Source organism: Desulfobulbus rhabdoformis, from assembly GCF_016919065.1.
Taxonomy (GTDB): Bacteria; Desulfobacterota; Desulfobulbia; order Desulfobulbales; family Desulfobulbaceae; genus Desulfobulbus; species Desulfobulbus rhabdoformis.
This window is the reverse complement of sequence record NZ_JAFFQA010000040.1, coordinates 14328-35833: the sequence shown is the minus strand read 5'-3', so window position 1 is coordinate 35833 and position 21506 is coordinate 14328. Positions and strand designations below refer to the sequence as shown.

Genomic DNA, 21506 nt, shown 5'->3' with positions numbered 1-21506 from the left:
AGCATAATTCTTTCAGTATATCAAACATCTCCCACGCATTAAAAATGAATGAGGATTCATGCATCGAATGCTCTATCATGATTACTGATTTGTTTCAAGATAAAAATTTATTGATTCGGAGCACCTGCGAAGGCCATTGGCCCCCCACCATTAAGGAGATACAAGGCGAGCTGAACATAGGGATCGGTCTTGTTGAGATGCTCAAGCTTCTCTTCGGGATTTATGGGTTCACCATCTTTTTCTGTCGGCGTAACCAGCCCTGCTGCCTTGGCTTCCTCCCGGGCTTTTTCTATTTCCTGGCGCTGATTCCACATGCTCTCCCAGCTTAAAACGAGCATGGTTTTTTTGGCGCGCACCCGCGCCTTTTCCGTTTCCTCTTTAATTTTTGTAAAGGCTTCACTTGATTCTACCCAGTCGGCCCCTTGACGAATGGCAGCATTTGTATTGACCTGGGTTCCATGCCAGGGGGCGTAATCAACAGATCCAACCTGATCCCAGGGCAGGGAGTAATCCATGTATTTTTCTCCGGTTTCCAGATAATCAAACATGGAAGGAACAACAAGGTCCGGTTCAACGCCTTTATACTGAGTCGATCCGCCATTGATGCGGTAAAATTTCTGGATGGTCAACTTCAAGGCTCCCAGGTCCTCGTACCGCTGCAATTGAAAGAGCGGCAGGTTGCGATTGAGATCCATCATAGCCTGGACCGTCCCTTTACCATGGGTATGGGCACCACCGATGATAAAGGCCCGGTCATAATCCTGCAGGGCTGCGGCCAAAATCTCCGAAGCGGAGGCACTGAACTGGTTCACCAGGACAATAAGCGGCCCCTTGTACTGGACAGCGGGATCTTCATCCTCCAGCACACGGATGGAACCGTGGGAGTTTTTCACCTGAACGACAGGGCCGCCGGGTAAGAAGAGCCCGGAAATCTGGACCGCGTCAGTCAATGCCCCCCCACCGTTGTTTCGCAAATCGACAATCAGGCCACGGATGCCCTCTTTTTCCAGCTTACGTAATTCCGTCTGGGTATCCTCGGTGACATTGCGTGCTTTTTTACCATTGGACTGGGCGGCAAAATCCCGATAAAAACTGGGAATGCGCACATATCCGTACTTCTTGCCTTCTTGCCTGAAGGTCGTAGACTTTACATAGGTTTCCTCGATACGAACCACATCACGAATGATGGGAATAACAAGCCGCGAGCCGTCAGGTTTCTGTACAGACAGACGCACTTCTGTCCCCTTGGGCCCGCGAATATAACCAACCGCTTCACGAATACGCATCTCGGAGATATCAACCGGCTCTCCATCTTTTTCCGCCACGGCGAGAATGGTATCCTCGGCCTGTAACTGCCCCTGTTTCTTCGCTGCACTGCCAGGAATAACACGCACAACCTTGATGAGCCCCTCGTCTTCACGCAGCAGGGCTCCGATCCCTTCTAACGAACCGCTCATCTGAATATCAAAATCTTCCTTGGAGGTGGGGGCCAAATAATCCGTGTGTGGGTCATAGGCGCGGGTCACCGCATCAAAATAACGATCATAGTGATCCTGCCGCGATTGCTTCAGCAATCGACTCAGGGAGCGGTGCATGCTCTCGCGAACTTTTTTTACAGCCTCTTTGATTACACCTTTGTGCTTTGCGGGATCAACAACCTGTACCTTGTTGCTCTTGCCGTCTTTCTCCTCTTTTTGCAGAATAGAAAAATACGACTCCATGACCTGCAACTTAAGGCTCAGACGCCAGCGTTCTTTCAATGCCGCCTTATCTTTTGGGTAATCGAGCTTTTTGGGCTCAATCTCCAGAGACTCTTTTTTCTCATAATCAAAGCCACGATCGAGTAATGGATCGATAAAGCTCTGCACCAGGCGTACACGGTCATTGAGGACCTCGCGTCCAGCCTCGGGCAGGACGACATTGCCACGGCTGAGTTCATCATCAACATGGGACGAGAAAGCCCCTAACTGCTTAACATCACTTGAAAGAAGAAATCTTTTGCGCGGATCGAGCTGCCGCAGATAGAGATCAAAGACCTTTTGCGAGAGACTGTCATCAAGGGGTTCATGACTGAAGTGTTGGGCTGGCAGCTGCTGACTTAAGATAAGGGCAATAAGTTCGTTTCGGTCAGCATCAAAGACTTCCGGCGGGGCCTTTTTAGCAAGGCACCCGCCGGTTAAGCCGAGCAGCAAAAAAACACTGACGCATAAGAAAGGAAGAAAGCGACGTACACAGTGCTGATTCGAAACATTCATAGGTGCAGAAGTCCTAATTGAAGAGATAGGGAAAAGACAAAAGAATAGAGTAGGTATGAAAGTGAGTCTGAATTCTCACCTTGATCAAATAGTCTGGCAAAAGGACACTGGAAGTTGCTCTAGCGCAACTTCCAGCTTTTGTCTTTCTTTTTTAAAACACAATGAGAATTCTCCAGGCCGACTATTGAGTGCCCATCCTGAAACGGTCTTTTCAGAGTCTGCGCTGACCTGAACTTGAACCAAAATCCTCATTTCTGGCCTAACACTATTTAGAGCGGGCTGACGATCTTATCCGCCTCGGCCATGGCACTCATAATTTCATGCATGTTGGAAATTTGCCCAACCTGAAGCGCTGATTTAAGCTCAAAAAAGTCAAGGCAGGTACCGCAGGCGAGAATCTCGACCCCCTTCCCCTGCAGTTCTCGCAGAGCATCAAGGGCACCAGACTCGGTTGTCACCAGTTTGACTCCACCATTATAGAGCACAACCTTGCTTGGCAAAGGCTCCACATCTTTAATGGTCTGAACATAGGTCTGCAACAGTGCCCAGCCCAGCTGATCAGAACCGCGCCCCATGGAATCTGAGGAAATCACGTAGATCATTTTCGTGCGCTCAGGCAAGCTGCATTGGTAGTCAGCAGGATCAAAGGCGCCCTTGCTGGGTTCACCACTGGCGACAATGGTGACAGCAAAAAGACTGTCTCCTTCTCTATTCAAACGTGCTTCATGTCCCTGACTGCGGGCAAATCGGGCAACGTTATTTTGGGAGGCCTCATTATCGACCAGGACCTTGATCAGCGAAGATCCAGCGGCCAGGGCGTCTTTGGCCCGAAGGACAGGTTTGGGACAGGGCAGGCCTGTACAGTCAAGAGTTTCCGGATTCATCTGCATTTCTCCACCGGAGGTTAAATGGGGGGATTTTATTCAGGATTTACTTGCTCGGTCCCGAGAATAATTTCCTGGCCCTCACGAACAAAGAACAGCTGCATGGGGTCACCCGACTCGGTGCTGCAATACTTTTCCCCCATGGCATCAAGCTGATCATCACTGCGTTCCGGGTCATGATGAAAAAGAGCCAACCGCTTCACCCCTGCCCTGCGGGCAGAAGCAATAGCGTCTTCAATGGGGGTATGCCCCCAGCCAACTTTATTTTTTTCATACTCTTCACGGGTATACTGGGCATCGTGCACCAGAAGATCGGCACCTTGATAAAAATTTTCCAGGACCTGATTCTGTTCCTGGGCGGCCAGCTCCCCTTCTGCGGCCATGAACTCGTCATATGAGGGATCTTCAGGGTCGGTTATAAAGAGATTACGAAAAGGTTCCGTGTCATAGGCCGTGCAAAAAACCGCATCCCGAAAGGTAAAGCGGTAGCCAAGGGCAGTGATGGGATGATTGATAATCGTGGTGGACAAGGTAATACCATCACCAAGATCCAGAAACGGCTCTTCTTTGAGCCGTTTATACTCAATCGACCCGGCCAGCTCTCCCATATTCACGGGAAAGTACCGGTATTTCATCTGACCACCGACTATATCCTCAAGAGGCTCATCTTCATAGGTGACCGGCCCGAACACCTTGATTTGCGAACCAGGGATATAGGCGGGAACAAAAAATGGAAATCCCATGATATGGTCCCAATGGGTATGGGAGAGATAGATCTCTGTGGAGATGGGGCCGTTGGGCAGGTCATGGGCCAACATATAGCTTGCCAGCTCACGGATACCGGAACCGGCATCAATAATAATGTGCCGATTAACTTCCGGAAAACGCAATTCGATACAGGCGGTGTTTCCTCCGTATTTCATCGTCTTGGGGCCAGGACAGGGGATGGACCCACGAACACCCCAAAATTTGACCTTGATCATCGGCGTCTCTCCTTGGTCGTAAACCAGTCAGTACTGCCTCAAACCTGAAGAAATATTTCAGCTTTTGAGATTTCGGCATCAACGGCATCGCTCAGCCCCGCCACCGTCTCCCAGTCGAGACCACACAACTTCAAAAGCAATTCCAGTTGGGTTTCATCCGGGTACCGGTTTCCCGCATACCCTATATCAAAGAGGCAGACGTAAAAATCCGCCAAAGCTACTGTTGCCACCAGATCACGGTTTTCTATTTGCGCCTCTTCTGGCTCGTGATGATGGCAGATGGCATCTGTGATGGCTGAGTTGAGCTTCCATTTGGAGGCGATCATCTGACCGACTTCTTCGTGGTCGATGTTCATCATCTCTTGCTCGACTTGTTTAAGCGGGGTGGCCTCTTTTTTCGCAGTCTTTAAAACTTCTGCGTACTCATCACCAAAAGGAACTTTCCCCAGATCGTGAAGCAGGCCAGCCACAAAATACTCTTCCCGTTCGGCCAGCGGAACCCCCTGTTCGGCGGCCAGCAGCTTGGCCATAACCCCCACACTGATTGAATGGGCCCAAAAATCTTTAATGGGGAGGGATTTGGATTTTTTTGCCTGGCCGACGCAGCGGATGATGGCAGTTGACAAGGCAAGGTTCTTCACTGTGTTGAGCCCGAGCATGATGATAGCTCGGGTCAGCGAGGTAACCTTATTCATGAGGGAGTAGTACGCTGAATTAATCAGCTTCAGAACCTGCCCGGTGAGGACCGGGTCTAAAGAGATGACCTTATTCAAGTCATTGGGAGCAGTGTCGGGCCGACTACAGATTTCCAGAACCTTCCCGACTGTTGTCGAAAGACTGGGCATCTTTTCGACAAAACTGCGCAATTTTTTGATTTGTTTTTCTCGATCGTTCATTCAGGCAGATAGATGGGAAAGACTTGGTCAACCGTTCACCCTGTCACGGGCATATCCTCCTCCTACAAAAGCAGCAGGTGCTGAAAGCTTGCTGGAGGAGGCCATGCCCGTGACAAATATCCGGGTCGAGCTTCAGTGGCAATCATATTTCAAAAAATCCATGCGGGTAAAAAAGGACAGATTATAGCTCAATCCATGGCGGATTCAGGGTATAGAGCCTTCTCCCCCGCTGTCACAGATTCAGCTATAATAAAGGAAGGATTGGGGGAGGTCAAGCAAAGGGCATGGATTTTCAATAGATTAACAACCGTGTTTAATAAGAAAATCCTTCACCACTTCTTCCATGAGTTCCAGTTGGCTCTGTCCTGTTTCCTGAATTCGTATCCAGAGGCAGCGTTGAAAAGCCCGATACAGATCGTCGGGTATCAACAACTTCACCTCTGCTAAATTTTGCTCCAGCTTCTTCTCTTCAGGCCCCATGAAAGCTAACCACATCCTCGTAACGGAGCCCACTGCCACCAAAAATATCGAGCGCAGAGCCGACAGTCACATCAATACGTCCGCGTCCACTTGTTTTTATCTGCTCAAGATCGCCCATACTGGCGACACCACCTGCATAGGTAGTTGGAATGGGAACACTTTCTGCAAGTATTTCCAACAAGCGCGTATCAATGCCCATACATTTGCCCTCGACATCCACGGCATGCACCAGGAATTCATCGCAAGAGCGTGCCAGCTCTTCCAGGACCTGAGCGTTGATTTTGAGCTCCGTAAACTTTTGCCACCTATCCGTCACCACATAGTAGCCGTCATCCCGCCAACGGCAGCTTAAATCCAGGACCAGCCGATTCTTGCCTACGGTTTCAACCAGTCGCTCTAACCGGTTCTGGTCCAGCTTGCCGCCATGAAACACATGGGAGGTCACGATGACATGAGAGGCTCCCCGAAATAACCAATCCCGTGCGTTTTCCTCCGTAATCCCGCCGCCAACCTGCATTCCACCTGGCCAGGCGGCCAATGCTTCTGTCGCTGCAGCTGCATTGCCCGGTCCCAACATGATTATATGACCGCCCCGAAGGTTGTCACGCCGATAGAGGTCGGCATAGTACGCAGGAGGCAGCTCCGAGGCAAAATTTGTCTGCAAACGTGTTTGATCCTCACCGAGGCTGGAGCCGACTATTTGCTTCACTCGACCATCATGCAGGTCTATACATGGACGAAATTGCATTCTCTTCTCTACTAAAGTTAACAGGTACAGATGTGGACGATACGAACCTGGGAAAAGTACCCCATTCCTTACGATCCATCAATGCCGGAACGTGATACAAAAAAAGGGCTGCCAGCGTCATGCGCCAGCAGCCCTTTGTAAACGAAGTCAGCGAGTCTTACCCTTCTTGCACCATCATGGTGGTGGGATCCAGGTTCATGCTCTTGCCGCCCTCAACCTGCTCACCCGAGTTACGGATGATATCAAGCTGAATGGTTGCATTCGACTGTGGTTTCAGAAGAACGACCATGTCAAAGAGGTCATCGATCTCATGACAGGGGGCAGGTACACCGGTGGGAGAAACACGTTCATCCTCACGATGCGAAATAGCAGAGAACCAGGCCTGCATATTCATGCTCTCAAGCAGGTTCTTGATGTCTTCCAGGTCGCTACGATCTGCCTTATCAAAGTCAAAACCATCAACGATCAGACAGTTGGGACGAAAGATGTCCTGTAGAACCAGGTCATTCAGACGCTCTTCCAGACGCGAACGGTTAAAGGCGGCCTCTTTGAACGTCATGATCATACGGTGCTGCGCAACCATATCGATCAGCTCATGGGGACGGGTTACAGTGTGCTCCTGCAGGATCACCTGTAAGATGTCATCATACCAGCTTTTGGTTTTCTCAATGGATTCGCCAATGCTGACATGGATAACCCGTTTGCCACGAAGGATGGCATCCAGGGCGATCTGGACCAACAATGCGGTTTTGCCCAGACCGGCGCGGGCCATAACCAGGCCCATCTGATTATTCTCTCGACTCATATTCAGAACCCGCAGCGGGTTCTGTTGTACCAGTGGTTCGTATCCCATAATTCGACCTCTTATCGGTTTTCTCTCACGTATAACTATATAAGCGCAAGATCCGGTTATGCATCCTTTTTCTGATCTTCATAAGCTTTCACCAGCTCGTCAGCAACGGAGCGGGGAACCTGCTTGTAGGTTGCAAATTCCATGGTGAATTCCGCTTTACCCTGGGTCAGGGAACGAAGGGTTGTTGAGTAACCAAACATTTCTGCCAGCGGCATCTCAGCTTCAACAACGGTGTAGTTGCCTTCTTCAAAGGTGCCGATGATAACGCCGCGGCGCTGATTGAGGCTCCCCATGATGGCCCCCTGGAACTCGGAAGGTCCTTCAACGGCAACCTTCATTACAGGCTCCATGATAACTGGATTGGCCTTGGCGTAGCCCTGGCGGAAAGCGCCGATAGAGGCGGTCTGGAAGGCAACATCCGAGGAGTCAACCGCATGGTAGCTACCATCGTTGATGGTTGCACGAACACCGGTAATGGGTGCACCGATAAGGGTACCCTTGGCGAGTGATCGCTGAAAACCTTTATCACAGGAGCTGATGAACTCGCGGGGGATAACACCACCGACGATCTTATCAACAAACTCGTACTCGCCCTCTTCCAGCGGCTCGAGGAAACCGGCAACACGACCATACTGACCGGAACCACCGGTCTGTTTTTTATGGGTGTAATCAAAGTCAGCCTGCTGGGTGATAGTCTCACGATAGGCAACCTGGGGAGCACCAACCTCAACATCGGCTTTGTACTCACGCTTCATACGCTCGATGTAGACTTCGAGGTGCAGCTCGCCCATACCAGAGATGATAGTCTCGTTGGTCTCGTGATCAACAAAGGTTTTGAAGGTCGGGTCTTCTTTGGTGAACCGGTTCAGCGCCTTGGACATATTGATCTGCGCTTTATTATCGACTGGATTGATTGCCAAGGAGATAACCGGAGCAGGTACGTGCATGGAACTCATGGAGAGATTCACGCCCGGGTGACAGAAGCTGTCGCCGGAAGCGCAGTCAATACCAAAGAGCGCTACGATATCACCGGCGCCAGCACCATCGATCTCTTCCATATCATCGGCATGCATACGGACCAGACGACCGACTTTTGCTTTCTTGCCGGTACGGGTGTTGATGATGGTATCGCCCTTCTGAATGGTTCCCTGGTAGGTACGAATGTAGGTCAGCTGACCATAACGACCGTCTTCCAGTTTGAAGGCCAGAGCAACCAGCGGATCCTCGGAGTCGTTGGTGACAGAGATCTCTGCCTCTTCCTTATCCAGGTCAAGCGCTGTATTTTCAACATCGGTCGGGCACGGAAGGTAGCTGTTAACAGCATCGAGCAGAACCTGCACACCTTTATTTTTGTAGGCAGAGCCCATCATAACCGGGGTCAGCTCAAGGGCCAGGGTTCCGCGACGGATGGCCTCGTGGATCATCTCCTCGGGAATCTCTTCCTCTTCGAGCATCTTCTCCATCAGCTCGTCGGAAAACATGGAGACGGCATCCATGAGTTCCTCGCGTTTGGCCTGGGCCTCATCCATCAGCTCTGCAGGAATCTCCTCTATGCGGATCTTGTCGCCCTGCTCCCCGTCAAAGTAGACGGCTTTCATGGTCACCAGATCAACCATACCCTCGAGATCGGATTCGAGGCCGATGGGCATCTGCAGCATGACGGCGTTGAGCTGCAGTTTATCGCGCAGCTGCTGAGTAACACGGTACGGGTTGGCACCGGTACGGTCGCACTTATTAATAAAGGCGATACGGGGTACCTTGTAGCGGGTCATCTGCCTGTTAACAGTGATAGACTGTGACTGAACGCCACCAACCGAGCAGAGAATCAACACCGCACCATCGAGAACACGCAGGGCACGCTCTACCTCAATGGTAAAGTCAACGTGACCGGGGGTATCGATGATGTTGATGGCGTGATCTTTCCAGGAGCAGTAGGTTGCAGCGGATTGAATCGTAATACCGCGCTCTTTCTCCAGCTCCATAGAGTCCATGGTTGCACCAACACCATCTTTACCACGAACCTCATGGATTGCATGAATGCGTTGGGTATAAAACAGAATACGTTCGGTAAGCGTTGTTTTACCCGAGTCAATATGGGCACTAATACCGATATTCCGTACTTTTTTCAGATCCTTTTTCATGACGCGTTCCTCTATTGCCGCTTGCAAGTCGCTCGCTGGGTCGCTCGCGTAGTTATAGCCGTTTTATCGTCGTTCTTGAATAAAAAAAGGAGTTACAGCTGACTCTGCAACTCCGTGCGCATTAGGTTAAGTAAAACTGGCTGAAAGGTGGGGGAGAAAATGAAGGATAACCTTTCATACATCGCACTGCTCACCCGCAAACCTGTGTGCTCTGCCTCTTGGGAATTACCTTGACCGCACTTTGGTTAAAGTTGGTTTTTATAACTTAGCTACTTTTTCGAGTCAAGCAATTTTTATGATTTTTTACCGTGATACCCAACAAACGGGCTTTCCAAATCACTGCGCTTTTCTCCGTACGCCAAAGTGGAAAAAGAGTATGCTGCAAGCATATAGATGATATTCCGAGAATAAAAACCTGGCCTCCCTGGCAGCGGATAAACGCGCACGGATTCTGGCAAAAATGTCACGGAATTCAGAGCGGTGGCGTGTAACCGATGGAAGGGCCTCTTCCAAACCAGGTATTGGCTACGCAGCTTCCCCTCAGAAGAAATAAAGGAAGCAACCAATAACAATTGAGAGCCGGTCCCAGTGATTGCTGATGAAGAATCAGGTTGCTCACGCCCTCTCCCCTGCCGCCCACCGCCTCTCTCCATTTTTGTAAAACCCTCGACACGAACAAACAATTTTGCACACATCTCGACAATCTTTGCAGGCCCCCAACAAAACAGTCGCCTACGAAAAGGTTGTTTTTACATACTAAATTTCTCGAAACAAATATGGCACCAATTATGCATTAGAGAAAACATCAAAAAGTTTTCACACTCTTAGCCGCGTGACGCAGTTTTCAACATGAAGGAAAAAAAGGAGAAGATCGATGTCTAAAGATAAAGTAGAAGAGTTGTTGATTGCAGGTGGGTCTGATGAAGCACTTCGCAGCAAATACGATGTCCTCAAAACCAAAGATGAGTTTATCGCACTGGCTCAAGAAGACGGTTACGAATTTACCATTGAAGAGCTTGATGCTGTCCTGAGCGAGTCGGGCGACACCTTTGAATCTTTTGGCAACCCCCCTAAACGCATGATCTGGTGGAAGTAAGGCTCCCCCTGACTTGCTATACTATAATGCCCCCCCTGGCCAGTCTGGGGACATTGCGACAAGCGCTCATTCGCACCTCCTTGCTGCCGTTACCTGCGAACCAACAACGGCGTTCACTGTTCGTGACTAATCGATCAACACCTTTTTAACCGGCTAGTTACGGGCAATGAAAGGAGGCAAGCGAATGGGCGTTTCCTCTTTTACGAGATCGTTCCCACCTGAACTGCCAAACCTCTAACCCTTGCAAGCACCTCTTCCAGATCAAGGGTGAGTAAATGCCCTTCCTGCACCACCATCTTGCCATTGACAATAACATTGCGCACATCAGCACCACATCGACTGTAGACCAATAGATTGGGGCTGTGAAAAGGCTGCAGATGCGGGCGGTTCAGGTCAATCAGAATAATATCCGCCAGTGCCCCTGGCATAAGCCCTCCTAAAGAGTCCCCCAGACCAAGCACGTCCGCCCCCCCCTGCGTTGCCATGCGCAAAACATCTCTCGCTGCCATGGCTGTGGGCTGTGCTGGGTTCACCTTGTGCAGCAAGGCGGCATATTCCATCTCACGAAAAAGGTCGAGGCTGTTATTGGATGCCGCCCCGTCTGTTCCCAGCCCGACCCGGATTCCCATCTCCCGCATACGTTCAAGAGGTGCTCGCCCCGAGGCAAGCTTGGCATTGCTTTGGGGACAACTCACCACGGAAGCTCCTCGTTTCTTGAGCACCAACAGATCCTCCTCACTCAGCCAGACACAGTGGACACAGACCGTGTCTGCGTCGAGCAGGCCAAGCGCATCCAGATGCAGCAGCGGAGTCTTCCCTTGGGGATCCACTATCTGCCCTTGTTCCTGGGCGGTTTCCCCAAGGTGCACAAAAAACGGCACCCCAAATTGACGGGCCAAAGCTTTTGCCCTCCGTAAGGTTGCATTGGAGCAGGTGTAGGGAGAATGGGCAAAGAGTGCCGGTGAGATGAGCGGGTCTTGGTTTTGCCAACGCTCCAGAAACATTTTCGCCACCGCAATATTTTGTGAGGGGTCGGCAACCCCGGGCGCCGGAAAATCAATCACTGCCTGGCCCGCTACGCAACGCATCCCTGCCTCCGAGCAGGCGCGGGCGACCTCATCCTCCAAAAAATAGCCATCGGCCATCGTCGTGGTACCACTGAGCAGCATCTCTGCTGCAGCTAGCTTACTGCACCAGTACACCATCTCCGGTTCGACCATGCGGGCCTCGGCCGGAAAAATATGTTCTGTCAGCCAGGTCATGAGTTCAAGATCATCAGCCATTCCCCGGAAAAGCGTCATGGGTGAATGGGCATGGCCGTTGACCAGACCGGGCATGGCCAGCTGTCCCTGTCCGTCCACTTCCGCTGCCACCTCGCAAATAGGGCAGGAATCCATGTGCCCCAAAGCTGCAATACGGTCACCTGCAATGGCAATAAATGCTGGACTGATAAGCAAATCTTCGCCGGGATGTGTCAGGAGCGTGCAGTTACGCACGAGAATATCTATTTTCATAAGGCTTGCACAAAATCCAAGAGATAGTGTACACAGAGCACCGGTTTATCCGTAAATGATCATGGAGAACCGAATCTGTGGATCTGAATCCGTGACGACGTCTGGACATTGAACAACACATCCTTGTAATAAAACAAAGTTTTTATAACAAATTCACGTATTGTTCAGTTGCACCCGCCGCCCTTTGGGGGATTCCCCCGTGGCCGGTAACGTTTTTCCGACCACAGTGACTATATACTTAATACACTGGTTGCGGCAAGGTGCTCTTTTAGCCCTCCGCACTCGGCTCCGCTTTCTTATCGCTACACTTTAGAGGATTTCATGGGATTTCGTTGTGGAATAGTCGGCCTGCCCAATGTGGGTAAATCGACCATCTTTAATGCACTGACAGCCGCGGCTATTGCCGCTGAAAACTATCCATTTTGTACCATTGAGCCCAATGTCGGCATCGTACCGGTACCGGACGAACGACTTGACAAGCTTGCGGAGCTTGCCAAAACACGCAGCAAAATTGCAACCCAGATGGAATTTGTCGATATCGCCGGGCTGGTCAAAGGCGCCAGCCAGGGCGAGGGGTTGGGCAACCAGTTTCTGGGACATATCCGCCAGGTTGATGCCATTTTACATGTTGTCCGATGCTTTGAAGACGACAATATTGTGCACGTGGACGGCTCTCTTGACCCGATCCGCGACATGGAGGTTATCTCCATGGAGCTGGTGCTGGCCGACCTGGACACCGTGGAACGACGTTTGGCCAAAAGCCGCAATCAGGCAAAATCCGGCGACAAAAAAATGATTGCCGAAGTCGCCTTTCTCGACACCGTGCGCGCGGTCCTTGACGAGGGTAAACCGGCTCGTATCGTCACTCCGGAAAACGACCAGCAGGCACTTCTATTGCGGGAACTCTGCCTTTTGACCACCAAGCCTGTTTTATATGTGGCCAATGTCAACGAGGGTGATCTGGCGACCGGCAACAAGTACGTTGAGCGCCTCTCCCAGGCGGCAAGTGAAGAAAACGCCTCTATGGTCATGATCGCCGGAGCCATTGAACAGGAGTTAAGCCTTCTGGATGCGGAAGAGCAAAGGGAATTTCTCCAGGACATGGGCATGGAGGAACCGGGCTTACACCGACTCATAAAGGCTGGGTATGCGCTTTTGGGGCTGATCACCTACTTCACCGTGGGCGAGAAAGAGACCCGCGCCTGGACCATCACCAAGGGAACCAAGGCGCCGGGGGCCGCCGGCAAGATTCATTCTGATTTTGAGCGGGGATTTATCCGGGCCGAGGTTATCGCCTATAACGACTATATAACCTGCGGATCGGAGCCTGCCGCCCGCGACAAGGGGTTGATGCGCTCGGAAGGCAAAGAATATGTGGTGGCCGATGGCGACTGCATTCTGTTCCGCTTTAATGTCTGACCTGCCGCCCTTTGACCATGGCAGGAAACAAGCGCACCACTGGGAGGTTGGAACATGAGCGTGCCAAGTAAAACGCTTTTTATCAATCAACTCGTTGCGGGACAACAGCTGCAGGAAGTTTTCCTGGTTTCCAGAAAATCGCTGGCAGAGACCAAAGCTGGCAAACCGTACCTGGCCCTTGGTCTCATGGATCGCAGTGGCGAGATAGAGGCCCGAGTCTGGGACAACGCCGAGCAGTATGCTGCTGCGGCTGAAGAAGGGAACTTTATCCTGGTACAGGCGACAGCCAAACCGTTTCGTGAGCAGATGCAGCTTTCGATCAACACGCTCCAGCAAGTTGCGGAAGCCATGGTTGACCTGGCAGACTACATGCCCGCAAGCCCTCGTTCCCTTGCAGAAATGGCCAAAGAGTTGGAGTTGGTTCTTGCCAGTATCAGCGACCAACCACTGCAGCACCTGATGCTGACCGTCTTTTCCGGAGAAACGCGGGAAAAATTCCAGAGGGCACCGGCAGCCAAAAAGATGCACCATGCCTACATTGGAGGGTTGATCGAACATACCCTCTCCATTGTCGGTATGGCCTGCAAGGCTGCCGAGCATTATCCGTTGATCAACCGAGACATGCTGGTCTGTGGCGCGCTTCTGCACGATCTGGCCAAAATCGAGGAGTTTGACTTTGCCCGCCCTCCTTTCGGCTACACAGATAAAGGACGCCTGGTTGGCCATCTGGTCCTCGGAGTCGAGTTGGTCCGACAAGCAGCCCTCCAGGTTCCGGAAATCGAGAACGAACAGGTTGATCAGCTGATTCACATGGTGCTCAGCCACCATGGCCAGTACGCCTATGGCTCCCCGGTTCTTCCCATGACACCGGAGGCCATCCTGCTCAACCAGTTGGATGACATGGATGCCAAAATGAATTACCTTCAAGGGCTCCAGGCAAAACTACAGGGGGCTGATTGGCAATGGTCCGATTATCAGCGCCACCTGGAACGTTTTCTTTATCTGCAAGGGACAGACGAAAACAGCGAGAACGCTCCTGGCGGACATTCTCCCTTTCGCCCCACCGACCTCCAACCCAAGAGTGAAGAAGACCATGGCAGCAACGGCAAAAAAAAGAACATGATTGATCACCGTCAACAGTCCCTCTTTTAAGACGTGTCTCTTGTAAATATTCAAGGCCAGCACAAAGCCATTACCCTGCTCACCAGGGCCATTACCAGTGGCCGCCTGGCCCATGCCTACCTCTTTGCCGGCCCTGACGGGGTCGGCAAAACCACCGCTGCCAGAGCTCTGGCAGCCGTTTTGCTCTGCCGCAAGCCTGATGGCCTTGAACCTTGCGGGAGCTGCCCCGGCTGTGTCAAATTCGCTTCTGGCAACCACCCGGACCTGTTGACGATCAAGCCCGATGGCGCCGCCATCAAGATCGATCAGATTCGGGAGATGAAAAAGGCGCTCACTTTTTCTCCCTTTGAGAGTGAGCAGCGCGTGGTCCTGCTTGAGGACGTGCACACCATGCGACGGGAGGCGGGCAACAGCCTCTTGAAAATTCTGGAAGAACCACCTCCCGACAACCTTCTCATCCTCATAGGCGCGACCTCAAGCGGCCTGCTTGACACCATCATCTCCCGCTGCCAGGTAATCCCCTTCTCGCCACTGCCCCTTGACTTAGCCGCAAACCTCATCAGCGTACACCGCCCTGACCTGCCCCAGGAAGACTGCAGCAGGCTCGCGGCTCTTGCCGATGGATGTCCGGGACGGGCTCTGGATCTTGAAACGGAAGGCACGCTGCCGCTCTACACCACTCTGCTCGACTCCTGGCTTTCTCCTCCTGCCAGCCGAGCCATGCGGGTGGAACAGGCGCTCACCCTTGCCATGACACTGGCCGAGGCCAAAGAGAGCCTGGAGCCGCTTTTGATGCTCATCCGCATCTTTCTCAAGGATTCCATGGCAGCCCGCACCAACAGCAGGGCTACGTCCTTTTCCCCAGAGGTACTCCAAGCAAGAGAACGCTGGAATTTGGAGCGGTTATCTGCTAAGATGGCCGCTGTTGATCTGGCAGAACAAGCACTTGCCAGGAACTGTAATCGAGGCCTGATTTGTGAAGTGCTGTTACTTGATCTTTTCGATCTGAATCCCTAACGACAGGCGCTGAGCGAACGGGCATTTTTTCTGGATACAAAGGGCACTAGTGCAAAAGGGCCATGCTTGTTCAGCTGGCTTTTGATTATTCCATGTTGGGGTTCGTTCCTCACCACCAACCTACATCGCTTGCTGGGGCTATGGTAGGTTGGTGGTGAGGAACGAACCCCAACATAAAAATGCTTCACATGAATTATTTGAGATGCTCATTGACATTCAGCTGAGTTCCAGCCGGGTAAAAAACTTCACGCAGACCTCTGGGGTCAGCGAAAAAACAATTATTTAAAATTCCTCAGCATTAAATCTTGCAGCGCTCCTCCATCCCCATAGTGGTAATCAGGGAGACTGCAGTTCTTCATACATACACCAGCATGAGCGACGAAACAGACGCACAATCAGCCGAGCCCATCGTATCGGGTGGAACAGACAGTACAGAGGATATCACCCAGGATTTTTTTAAAATCCGATTTCGACAGCAAGGGCAAGAATTTACAGCTGGAACCATAGAGCCGGATCTCTGTCGGGGCGATATCGTTCTGGTCCGCACGGATCATGGTGTGGAGCCAGCCACCATAATCAATCGTACCGCAAAACCAGAAGACCCGAGCGTGGAGCGGCCCGTCAGTTACCGCATCCAGCGCAGAGCCAATGAGGAAGAGCGGCAGCAGTATGAGCAACTCCCTGTGCAAGAGCAGGAGGCTTTTTCCATCTGCCGCTCGCATATTGATCGCCTCAAGCTGCCGATGAACCTGGTTCGGGTGGAACGCTTCTTCAACCGCTCGAAAATCATCTTTTATTTCACAGCGGAAAGTCGAGTTGACTTTCGAGAACTGGTCAAAGCCCTGGTCCAGGAATTCCGCACCCGAGTGGAGATGCGGCAGATAGGTGTTCGCCATGAAACGCAGATGACGGGCGGACTGGGAGCCTGCGGACGCGAACTCTGCTGTACCTCATTTCTCACCAAGTTCGATTCCGTCTCCATCAAGATGGCCAAGGCCCAGGACCTGCCCCTGAACCCTGCTAAAATATCAGGTCTCTGTAATCGTCTGCTTTGCTGCCTGACGTATGAATACGACACCTACCGGGTTATGAAAAAAGGCATGCCCAGGGTTGGCCGTCATATTCTCTTTGAAGGGAAAACTTATTATGTAACCCGGCAGATCCCTCTGCTCGGTAAAATTGCGGTAACCTGTCAGGGCGAAGAGCGGATCCTGAATGAGGAAGAATGGCGGGCAGCCGACCCCGTCCCCAAAAGCCCGCCGCGCAAAAACCCAGGCAAGAAGGGGACAGGAAAAGCGCAAAAAGAGGAAAACGACTCTAAAAACTGAGTTAACGATTATTTTTCAGCTTTAACTCTCTGTGATTACCACGCGAACTCAGCTGAAACCCGACACTTTCAAGTATACAACATCAACATGCCCACATACGTCACTACACCTATATATTACGTTAATGCCATGCCCCACCTGGGCCATGCCTACACCACTATTGTTACCGACACCTACAGCCGTTTTCGCCGTTTCTGTGGCGATGACGTCCGCTTTCAGACCGGTACCGATGAACATGGTGAAAAGATAGCCGAAGCCGCCAGCAAAGCGGGCGAGACCCCGCGTGAGTATGTTGACAGGATTTCTGCGACCTTTCGTGAAACCTGGCCGGTACTCACTGTTGAGCCGGATAACATTATCCGCACCACGGACAGCGATCATATCAAGACCGTGCAGGACATTCTCCAGAAGGTTTATGACCAGGGCGACATCTACTTCAGCGAATACTCCGGTCATTACTGCAAGGGCTGTGAGCGCTTTCTCACCGAGAAAGAACTGGTCGATGGCAAATGCCCCGACCACCAAGTCGAGCCTCAGGAGATAGCCGAACAGAATTACTTTTTCCGCATGTCCAAGTACCAGGACTGGCTCATTGAGCATATCAAGGCGAACCCGGAATTCATCACCCCGGAACGCTATCGCAACGAGGTGCTTTCTTTCTTAAGTGAGCCGCTGGAGGATTTGTGTATTTCCCGGCCCACCTCACGCCTGACCTGGGGAATCCCCCTGCCCTTTGACGAAAATTTTGTCACCTATGTCTGGTTTGATGCCCTGATCAACTATCTCACCGGTATTGGCTACCCGGACGGACCGGATTTTGAAAAGTTCTGGGCTGCTTCTGAACATGTCATCGCCAAAGATATTCTTAAGCCCCATGCTATCTACTGGCCAACCATGATCCGAGCTCTGGAGCTCGAGCCGTACAAACGGTTGCACGTTCACGGTTATTGGAACGTGGATTCCACCAAGATGTCGAAATCCATTGGCAATGTCATTCGTCCCAAAGAACTGGTCGACACCTACGGGGTGGACACGGTCCGCTATTTTGTCCTGCGTGACATGAGCTTTGGTCTGGACTCTTCCTTTTCAAGCGATGCCATCCTTGCCCGCCACAATGCCGATCTGGCCAATGACCTGGGGAATCTCTTTTCCCGCTCGTTGACCATGATCGCCAAATACGCCGAGGGCAAAATTCCCGAACGAGAACCTTCCTCGACGCTCACTCCCGAAGATCGGGAGCTGATGAGTGCGCTTTCGGCCATGTTCGTACAGTACGAGGAAAATATGAACAACTTTCACTTTCACAAGGCCCTACGGTCCGTGTGGGAGGTGATTGGTCTTTTGAATCGATACATCGTGGGCAACGCCCCCTGGGAGCTGGCAAAAAATCCGCGACAGGCCGATCGCCTGCAGACCGTGCTGTACTTTTTAGCGGAATCCCTCTGGAAAATCACCTTGGTCCTCGGCCCGATCATGCCAAGTACTGCCCGTAGAATGGCTGTTGCTCTGGGAATGGAGTCACGTTTTGCCAGTGCCACCCTGGACCAAATCAAAGAGTGGGGTGATATCCCCGTGGGGACAACCATAGACAAGGTTTCCCAGCTCTTTCCCCGGGTTGATCAGAAAAAGGCCGAGCAGCCCAAACAGCAGCAAGCAAGCAAAAGCAAGAAAAGTAAAAAAGCGGCAGAAGAGTCTTTGGCCGAAGGGGTAATCAGCTTTGATCAGTTTAAAGCCATTGATTTGCGGGTGGCTGAGATTGTGGTGGCAGAAAAGGTCGCAAAATCCGACAGACTGCTTAAACTTACTGTCAAGGCTCCTGAAGAACGCACGATTGTTGCCGGTATAGCCGAATACTATGCACCGGAAGAACTGGTGGGCAAGAAGGTGATTGTGGTTGCCAACTTGAAGCCTGCCAAGCTCATGGGCATTCCTTCACAGGGGATGGTGCTGGCCGCCAAGGAAGAGTTGAGTGATGGTACCTCTCGTTTGGTGGTGAGTACTATGGAGGGGGATATCACACCAGGCAGCAAAGTCGCCTGAGTTTAAGAGGCTACAGGCACTCATCTTTGAACCATCGTGGTATTTCGCATAGGTTTCCTATAGCGAAATACCACGATGCTCCAAACCTGAGATACCTGTAACCACTTAAACATTGAATTAATATATCGCGGGCATGGCCAGCTCCTACTGGTTCCCAGTATATGGGTATTTTGTAGGAGTGGGCCATGCCCGCGACAGAATAGCAAAAATACAATTGATAGAATTTTAACCTACAAGGTACTGTAATGTTTATGCTTGGCAACTTTCTTTTGGCCATCGCCAAACTCATCAATGTCGTACTCAGCGCCTATATCTGGATTGTGATTGCCCGCGCGGTGCTCTCCTGGGTGAATCCGGATCCTTACAACCCTATTGTTCGTTTCCTGCACCAGGTGACCGATCCTGTTCTGATGCGCATCCGCCGTTATGTGCCCATCATGGGCGGCCTGGACCTGAGCCCCATGATCCTTATTCTGGCTATTGTCTTTTTGCAGAGCTTCCTCGTGCCCACTCTCAATCAGCTGGCAATGACACTGCAGTAAAAAAATTCCTGAATCAGTGACAACGGGTGAACACCTGAGTTAGTGTCCGTCCAGAAATGAGGATTTTTGTTCAAGTTCAGGTAGGCCCCGACTCCGAGGCATGCGAAAAATTTTACCGCAGGCATATAAATGATATTCCGAGGATAAAATTTTGAGCGTAACGCCGAAATTGAGCATGTAAGCGCAGACTCCGAAAAGACCGTTTCTGGACAGGCACGAGGAAACAAAAGAGGTAAGCTATGTCTATCCTTGTCACCGGTGGTGCCGGTTTCATTGGCAGTAACTTTGTACTCGACTGGCTGGAACAATCCGCTGAGCCGGTCATTAACCTGGATAAGCTGACCTATGCCGGTAATCTGGAAAATCTTCGCTCCCTGGATAAAGATTCCCGACATATCTTTGTCCAAGGAGATATCTGCGACTGTGGACTCATAAACCAGCTCCTCCAAGAACACACCCCCCGAGCCATTATCCATTTTGCGGCAGAAAGCCATGTGGATCGCTCCATCCATGGTCCCGCTGATTTCATGCGGACTAATATCGACGGCACCTTTATCTTGCTGGAAGCAGCACGCAATTATTGGAAGTCCTTTGATAACACGGCAAAACATCAATTCCGCTTTCACCATGTGAGCACGGATGAGGTCTACGGTTCTCTTCTCCCTGATGAACCGCCTTTCACAGAAACCAGCCTCTATCAACCCAACAGCCCCTACTCGGCCAGCAAGGCATCCAGCGATCATTTGGTTCGAGCCTGGCATCATACCTATGGCTTACCGGTTACCACCAGTAACTGCTCCAACAATTACGGCCCCTACCAGTTTCCGGAAAAACTCATTCCTCTGATTATTGCCAACGCTCTGGCTGGCAAGCCTCTGCCCATTTACGGCGATGGACGCCAAATTAGAGACTGGCTGTATGTAGCAGATCACTGTACGGCCATCCGCCGGGTCCTTGAAGCTGGCCAGGTGGGAGCGATCTACAATATCGGTGGCTGGAATGAGATGACCAATATTGATATTGTGCAGCAGGTTATTCGTCTGCTCGATACGCTTCGTCCAGATCCCGCTGGCAGCTACTCCCGTCTTATTACCTATGTTACAGACCGCCCCGGGCACGATCGGCGTTATGCTATTGATGCCCGAAAGATTGAACAGCAACTCGGTTGGCGCCCCGCAGAAACCTTTGCCACAGGCATCGAAAAAACCGTCCACTGGTACCTGAACAACCAAGATTGGGTTAATCGCATCACCAGTGGCGAATACCGTACCTGGATAGCTCGTCAATATGGAGACTGCGCATGAAAATTCTGCTGACAGGAAAAAATGGTCAATTAGGGTTCGAGCTGCAACGCACACTGGCCCCACTTGGACACATCTTCACCATTGACATAAATGAATGTAATTTGGCCGATCCCGAGGCCGTACGGGCATTAATCCGTAAGGTAAAACCTGATCTCATCGTTAACCCAGCGGCCTACACGGCGGTGGACAAGGCTGAAAGCGAACCAGAACTGGCCAAATCCGTGAACTCCATCGCCCCGGCGATCATGGCCGAAGAGGCTCAGCGGATCAATGCCTGGATCATCCATTATTCCACCGACTATGTCTTTGACGGTTCAAGTACCCGACCCTACCTTGAAACCGATTCCACCAATCCACTCAATGTCTATGGGGTGACCAAACGCGACGGTGACCTTGCCCTGCAGCAGGCCTGCGCAAGGCATCTTATTTTTCGTACCAGTTGGGTTGTAGGAGCCCATGGGAACAATTTTGCCAAGACAATGCTCCGTCTGGCCTCTGAAAGGGAGAGCCTCAGCATTGTAAACGACCAATTCGGAGCACCGACGTCAGCGGCACTTCTTGCGGACACTACAGCGCAGATAATTGGCCGTGCACAACGGGATGGGCTCGATACCCTGCCCTTTGGCCTGTACAATCTGACCGCCTCAGACGTCACGACCTGGCATGGCTTCGCTTGTTTCGTCCTTGAACAGGCGCAGAAAAATGGCCTCTCTTTGAAAGTGAAGCCGGAGATGGTCAAGCCGATAGCAACCGCCGACTATCCTCTACCCGCCAAACGGCCAGCGAACTCCCAACTCGACACCACCCTCTTCCAGTCTACGTTTGGCCTGACTCTTCCCGACTGGCAGGACGGCCTGAACCATATACTTCAACAGATCCTCTAA

18 protein-coding genes are annotated in these 21506 nt (G+C 51.6%); 9 read left to right on the top strand and 9 right to left on the bottom strand.

The features are described from left to right. Window positions 1-107 precede the first annotated feature (107 nt). The 8 genes from JWJ90_RS17720 to fusA form a co-directional block, all read right to left on the bottom strand. Window positions 108-2255, bottom strand: coding sequence for a carboxy terminal-processing peptidase (locus JWJ90_RS17720; RefSeq protein ID WP_205228551.1), 2148 nt, complete (start codon window positions 2253-2255; stop codon window positions 108-110). A 269-nt stretch (window positions 2256-2524) separates the two neighbouring features. Then, window positions 2525-3139, bottom strand: a complete 615-nt coding sequence (gene yedF, locus JWJ90_RS17715) for a sulfurtransferase-like selenium metabolism protein YedF (protein ID WP_205228550.1) — start codon at window positions 3137-3139, stop codon at window positions 2525-2527. A gap of 35 nt (window positions 3140-3174) precedes the next feature. Then, the gene (locus tag JWJ90_RS17710) at window positions 3175-4122 is read right to left on the bottom strand and encodes an MBL fold metallo-hydrolase (protein WP_205228549.1); all 948 of its coding nucleotides are present in this window, start codon (window positions 4120-4122) and stop codon (window positions 3175-3177) included. A gap of 38 nt (window positions 4123-4160) precedes the next feature. Next, on the bottom strand, window positions 4161-5018 hold the full coding sequence (locus tag JWJ90_RS17705; RefSeq protein WP_205228548.1) for an HDOD domain-containing protein: 858 nt from the start codon (window positions 5016-5018) through the stop codon (window positions 4161-4163). A gap of 300 nt (window positions 5019-5318) precedes the next feature. Continuing rightward, window positions 5319-5498 (bottom strand): hypothetical protein, encoded by a 180-nt coding sequence (locus JWJ90_RS17700; protein ID WP_205228547.1) that lies wholly within the window; start codon window positions 5496-5498, stop codon window positions 5319-5321. Then, window positions 5488-6246, bottom strand: a complete 759-nt coding sequence (gene hisA, locus JWJ90_RS17695; RefSeq protein WP_205228546.1) for a phosphoribosylformimino-5-aminoimidazole carboxamide ribotide isomerase — start codon at window positions 6244-6246, stop codon at window positions 5488-5490. The genes JWJ90_RS17700 and hisA overlap by 11 nt, the downstream gene beginning before the upstream one ends. 157 nt (window positions 6247-6403) lie before the next feature. Then, on the bottom strand, window positions 6404-7099 hold the full coding sequence (locus JWJ90_RS17690) for a hypothetical protein (protein ID WP_205228545.1): 696 nt from the start codon (window positions 7097-7099) through the stop codon (window positions 6404-6406). 56 nt (window positions 7100-7155) lie between these two features. After that, on the bottom strand, window positions 7156-9240 hold the full coding sequence (gene fusA, locus JWJ90_RS17685) for an elongation factor G (RefSeq protein ID WP_205228544.1): 2085 nt from the start codon (window positions 9238-9240) through the stop codon (window positions 7156-7158). A gap of 874 nt (window positions 9241-10114) precedes the next feature. On the opposite strand from fusA, the gene JWJ90_RS17680 reads away from it, so the two are divergent. After that, complete coding sequence (locus JWJ90_RS17680) at window positions 10115-10336, top strand: Nif11-like leader peptide family natural product precursor (RefSeq protein ID WP_205228543.1); 222 nt, start codon at window positions 10115-10117, stop codon at window positions 10334-10336. Between the two features lie 200 nt (window positions 10337-10536). On the opposite strand, the gene JWJ90_RS17675 is transcribed toward JWJ90_RS17680, so the two are convergent. Continuing rightward, window positions 10537-11850: an amidohydrolase gene (locus JWJ90_RS17675; protein WP_205228542.1), complete on the bottom strand. Its 1314-nt coding sequence runs from the start codon at window positions 11848-11850 to the stop codon at window positions 10537-10539. 321 nt (window positions 11851-12171) lie between these two features. Between JWJ90_RS17675 and ychF the strand changes: the two genes are divergently transcribed. The 8 genes from ychF to rfbD all read left to right on the top strand — a co-directional run bounded on the left by ychF (window position 12172) and on the right by rfbD (window position 21506). After that, window positions 12172-13269 (top strand): redox-regulated ATPase YchF, encoded by a 1098-nt coding sequence (ychF, locus tag JWJ90_RS17670; RefSeq protein WP_205228541.1) that lies wholly within the window; start codon window positions 12172-12174, stop codon window positions 13267-13269. Window positions 13270-13323: 54 nt separating this feature from the next. Further along, a complete protein-coding gene (locus JWJ90_RS17665) occupies window positions 13324-14421 on the top strand; it encodes a 3'-5' exoribonuclease YhaM family protein (protein ID WP_205228540.1) in 1098 nt (365 codons plus the stop codon). Window positions 14422-14424: 3 nt separating this feature from the next. Next, window positions 14425-15408, top strand: coding sequence for a DNA polymerase III subunit delta' (holB, locus tag JWJ90_RS17660; protein WP_205228539.1), 984 nt, complete (start codon window positions 14425-14427; stop codon window positions 15406-15408). A 371-nt stretch (window positions 15409-15779) separates the two neighbouring features. After that, complete coding sequence (locus JWJ90_RS17655; protein WP_205228538.1) at window positions 15780-16736, top strand: PSP1 domain-containing protein; 957 nt, start codon at window positions 15780-15782, stop codon at window positions 16734-16736. A gap of 87 nt (window positions 16737-16823) precedes the next feature. Continuing rightward, window positions 16824-18776 carry a methionine--tRNA ligase gene (metG, locus tag JWJ90_RS17650; RefSeq protein WP_205228537.1) on the top strand — a complete coding sequence of 651 codons (1953 nt, stop codon included), beginning with the start codon at window positions 16824-16826 and terminating at the stop codon, window positions 18774-18776. Between the two features lie 245 nt (window positions 18777-19021). Then, a complete protein-coding gene (locus tag JWJ90_RS17645) occupies window positions 19022-19318 on the top strand; it encodes a YggT family protein (protein ID WP_205228536.1) in 297 nt (98 codons plus the stop codon). A gap of 239 nt (window positions 19319-19557) precedes the next feature. Further along, window positions 19558-20622, top strand: coding sequence for a dTDP-glucose 4,6-dehydratase (rfbB, locus tag JWJ90_RS17640; protein ID WP_205228535.1), 1065 nt, complete (start codon window positions 19558-19560; stop codon window positions 20620-20622). Next, window positions 20619-21506: a dTDP-4-dehydrorhamnose reductase gene (gene rfbD, locus JWJ90_RS17635; protein ID WP_205228534.1), complete on the top strand. Its 888-nt coding sequence runs from the start codon at window positions 20619-20621 to the stop codon at window positions 21504-21506. The genes rfbB and rfbD overlap by 4 nt, the downstream gene beginning before the upstream one ends.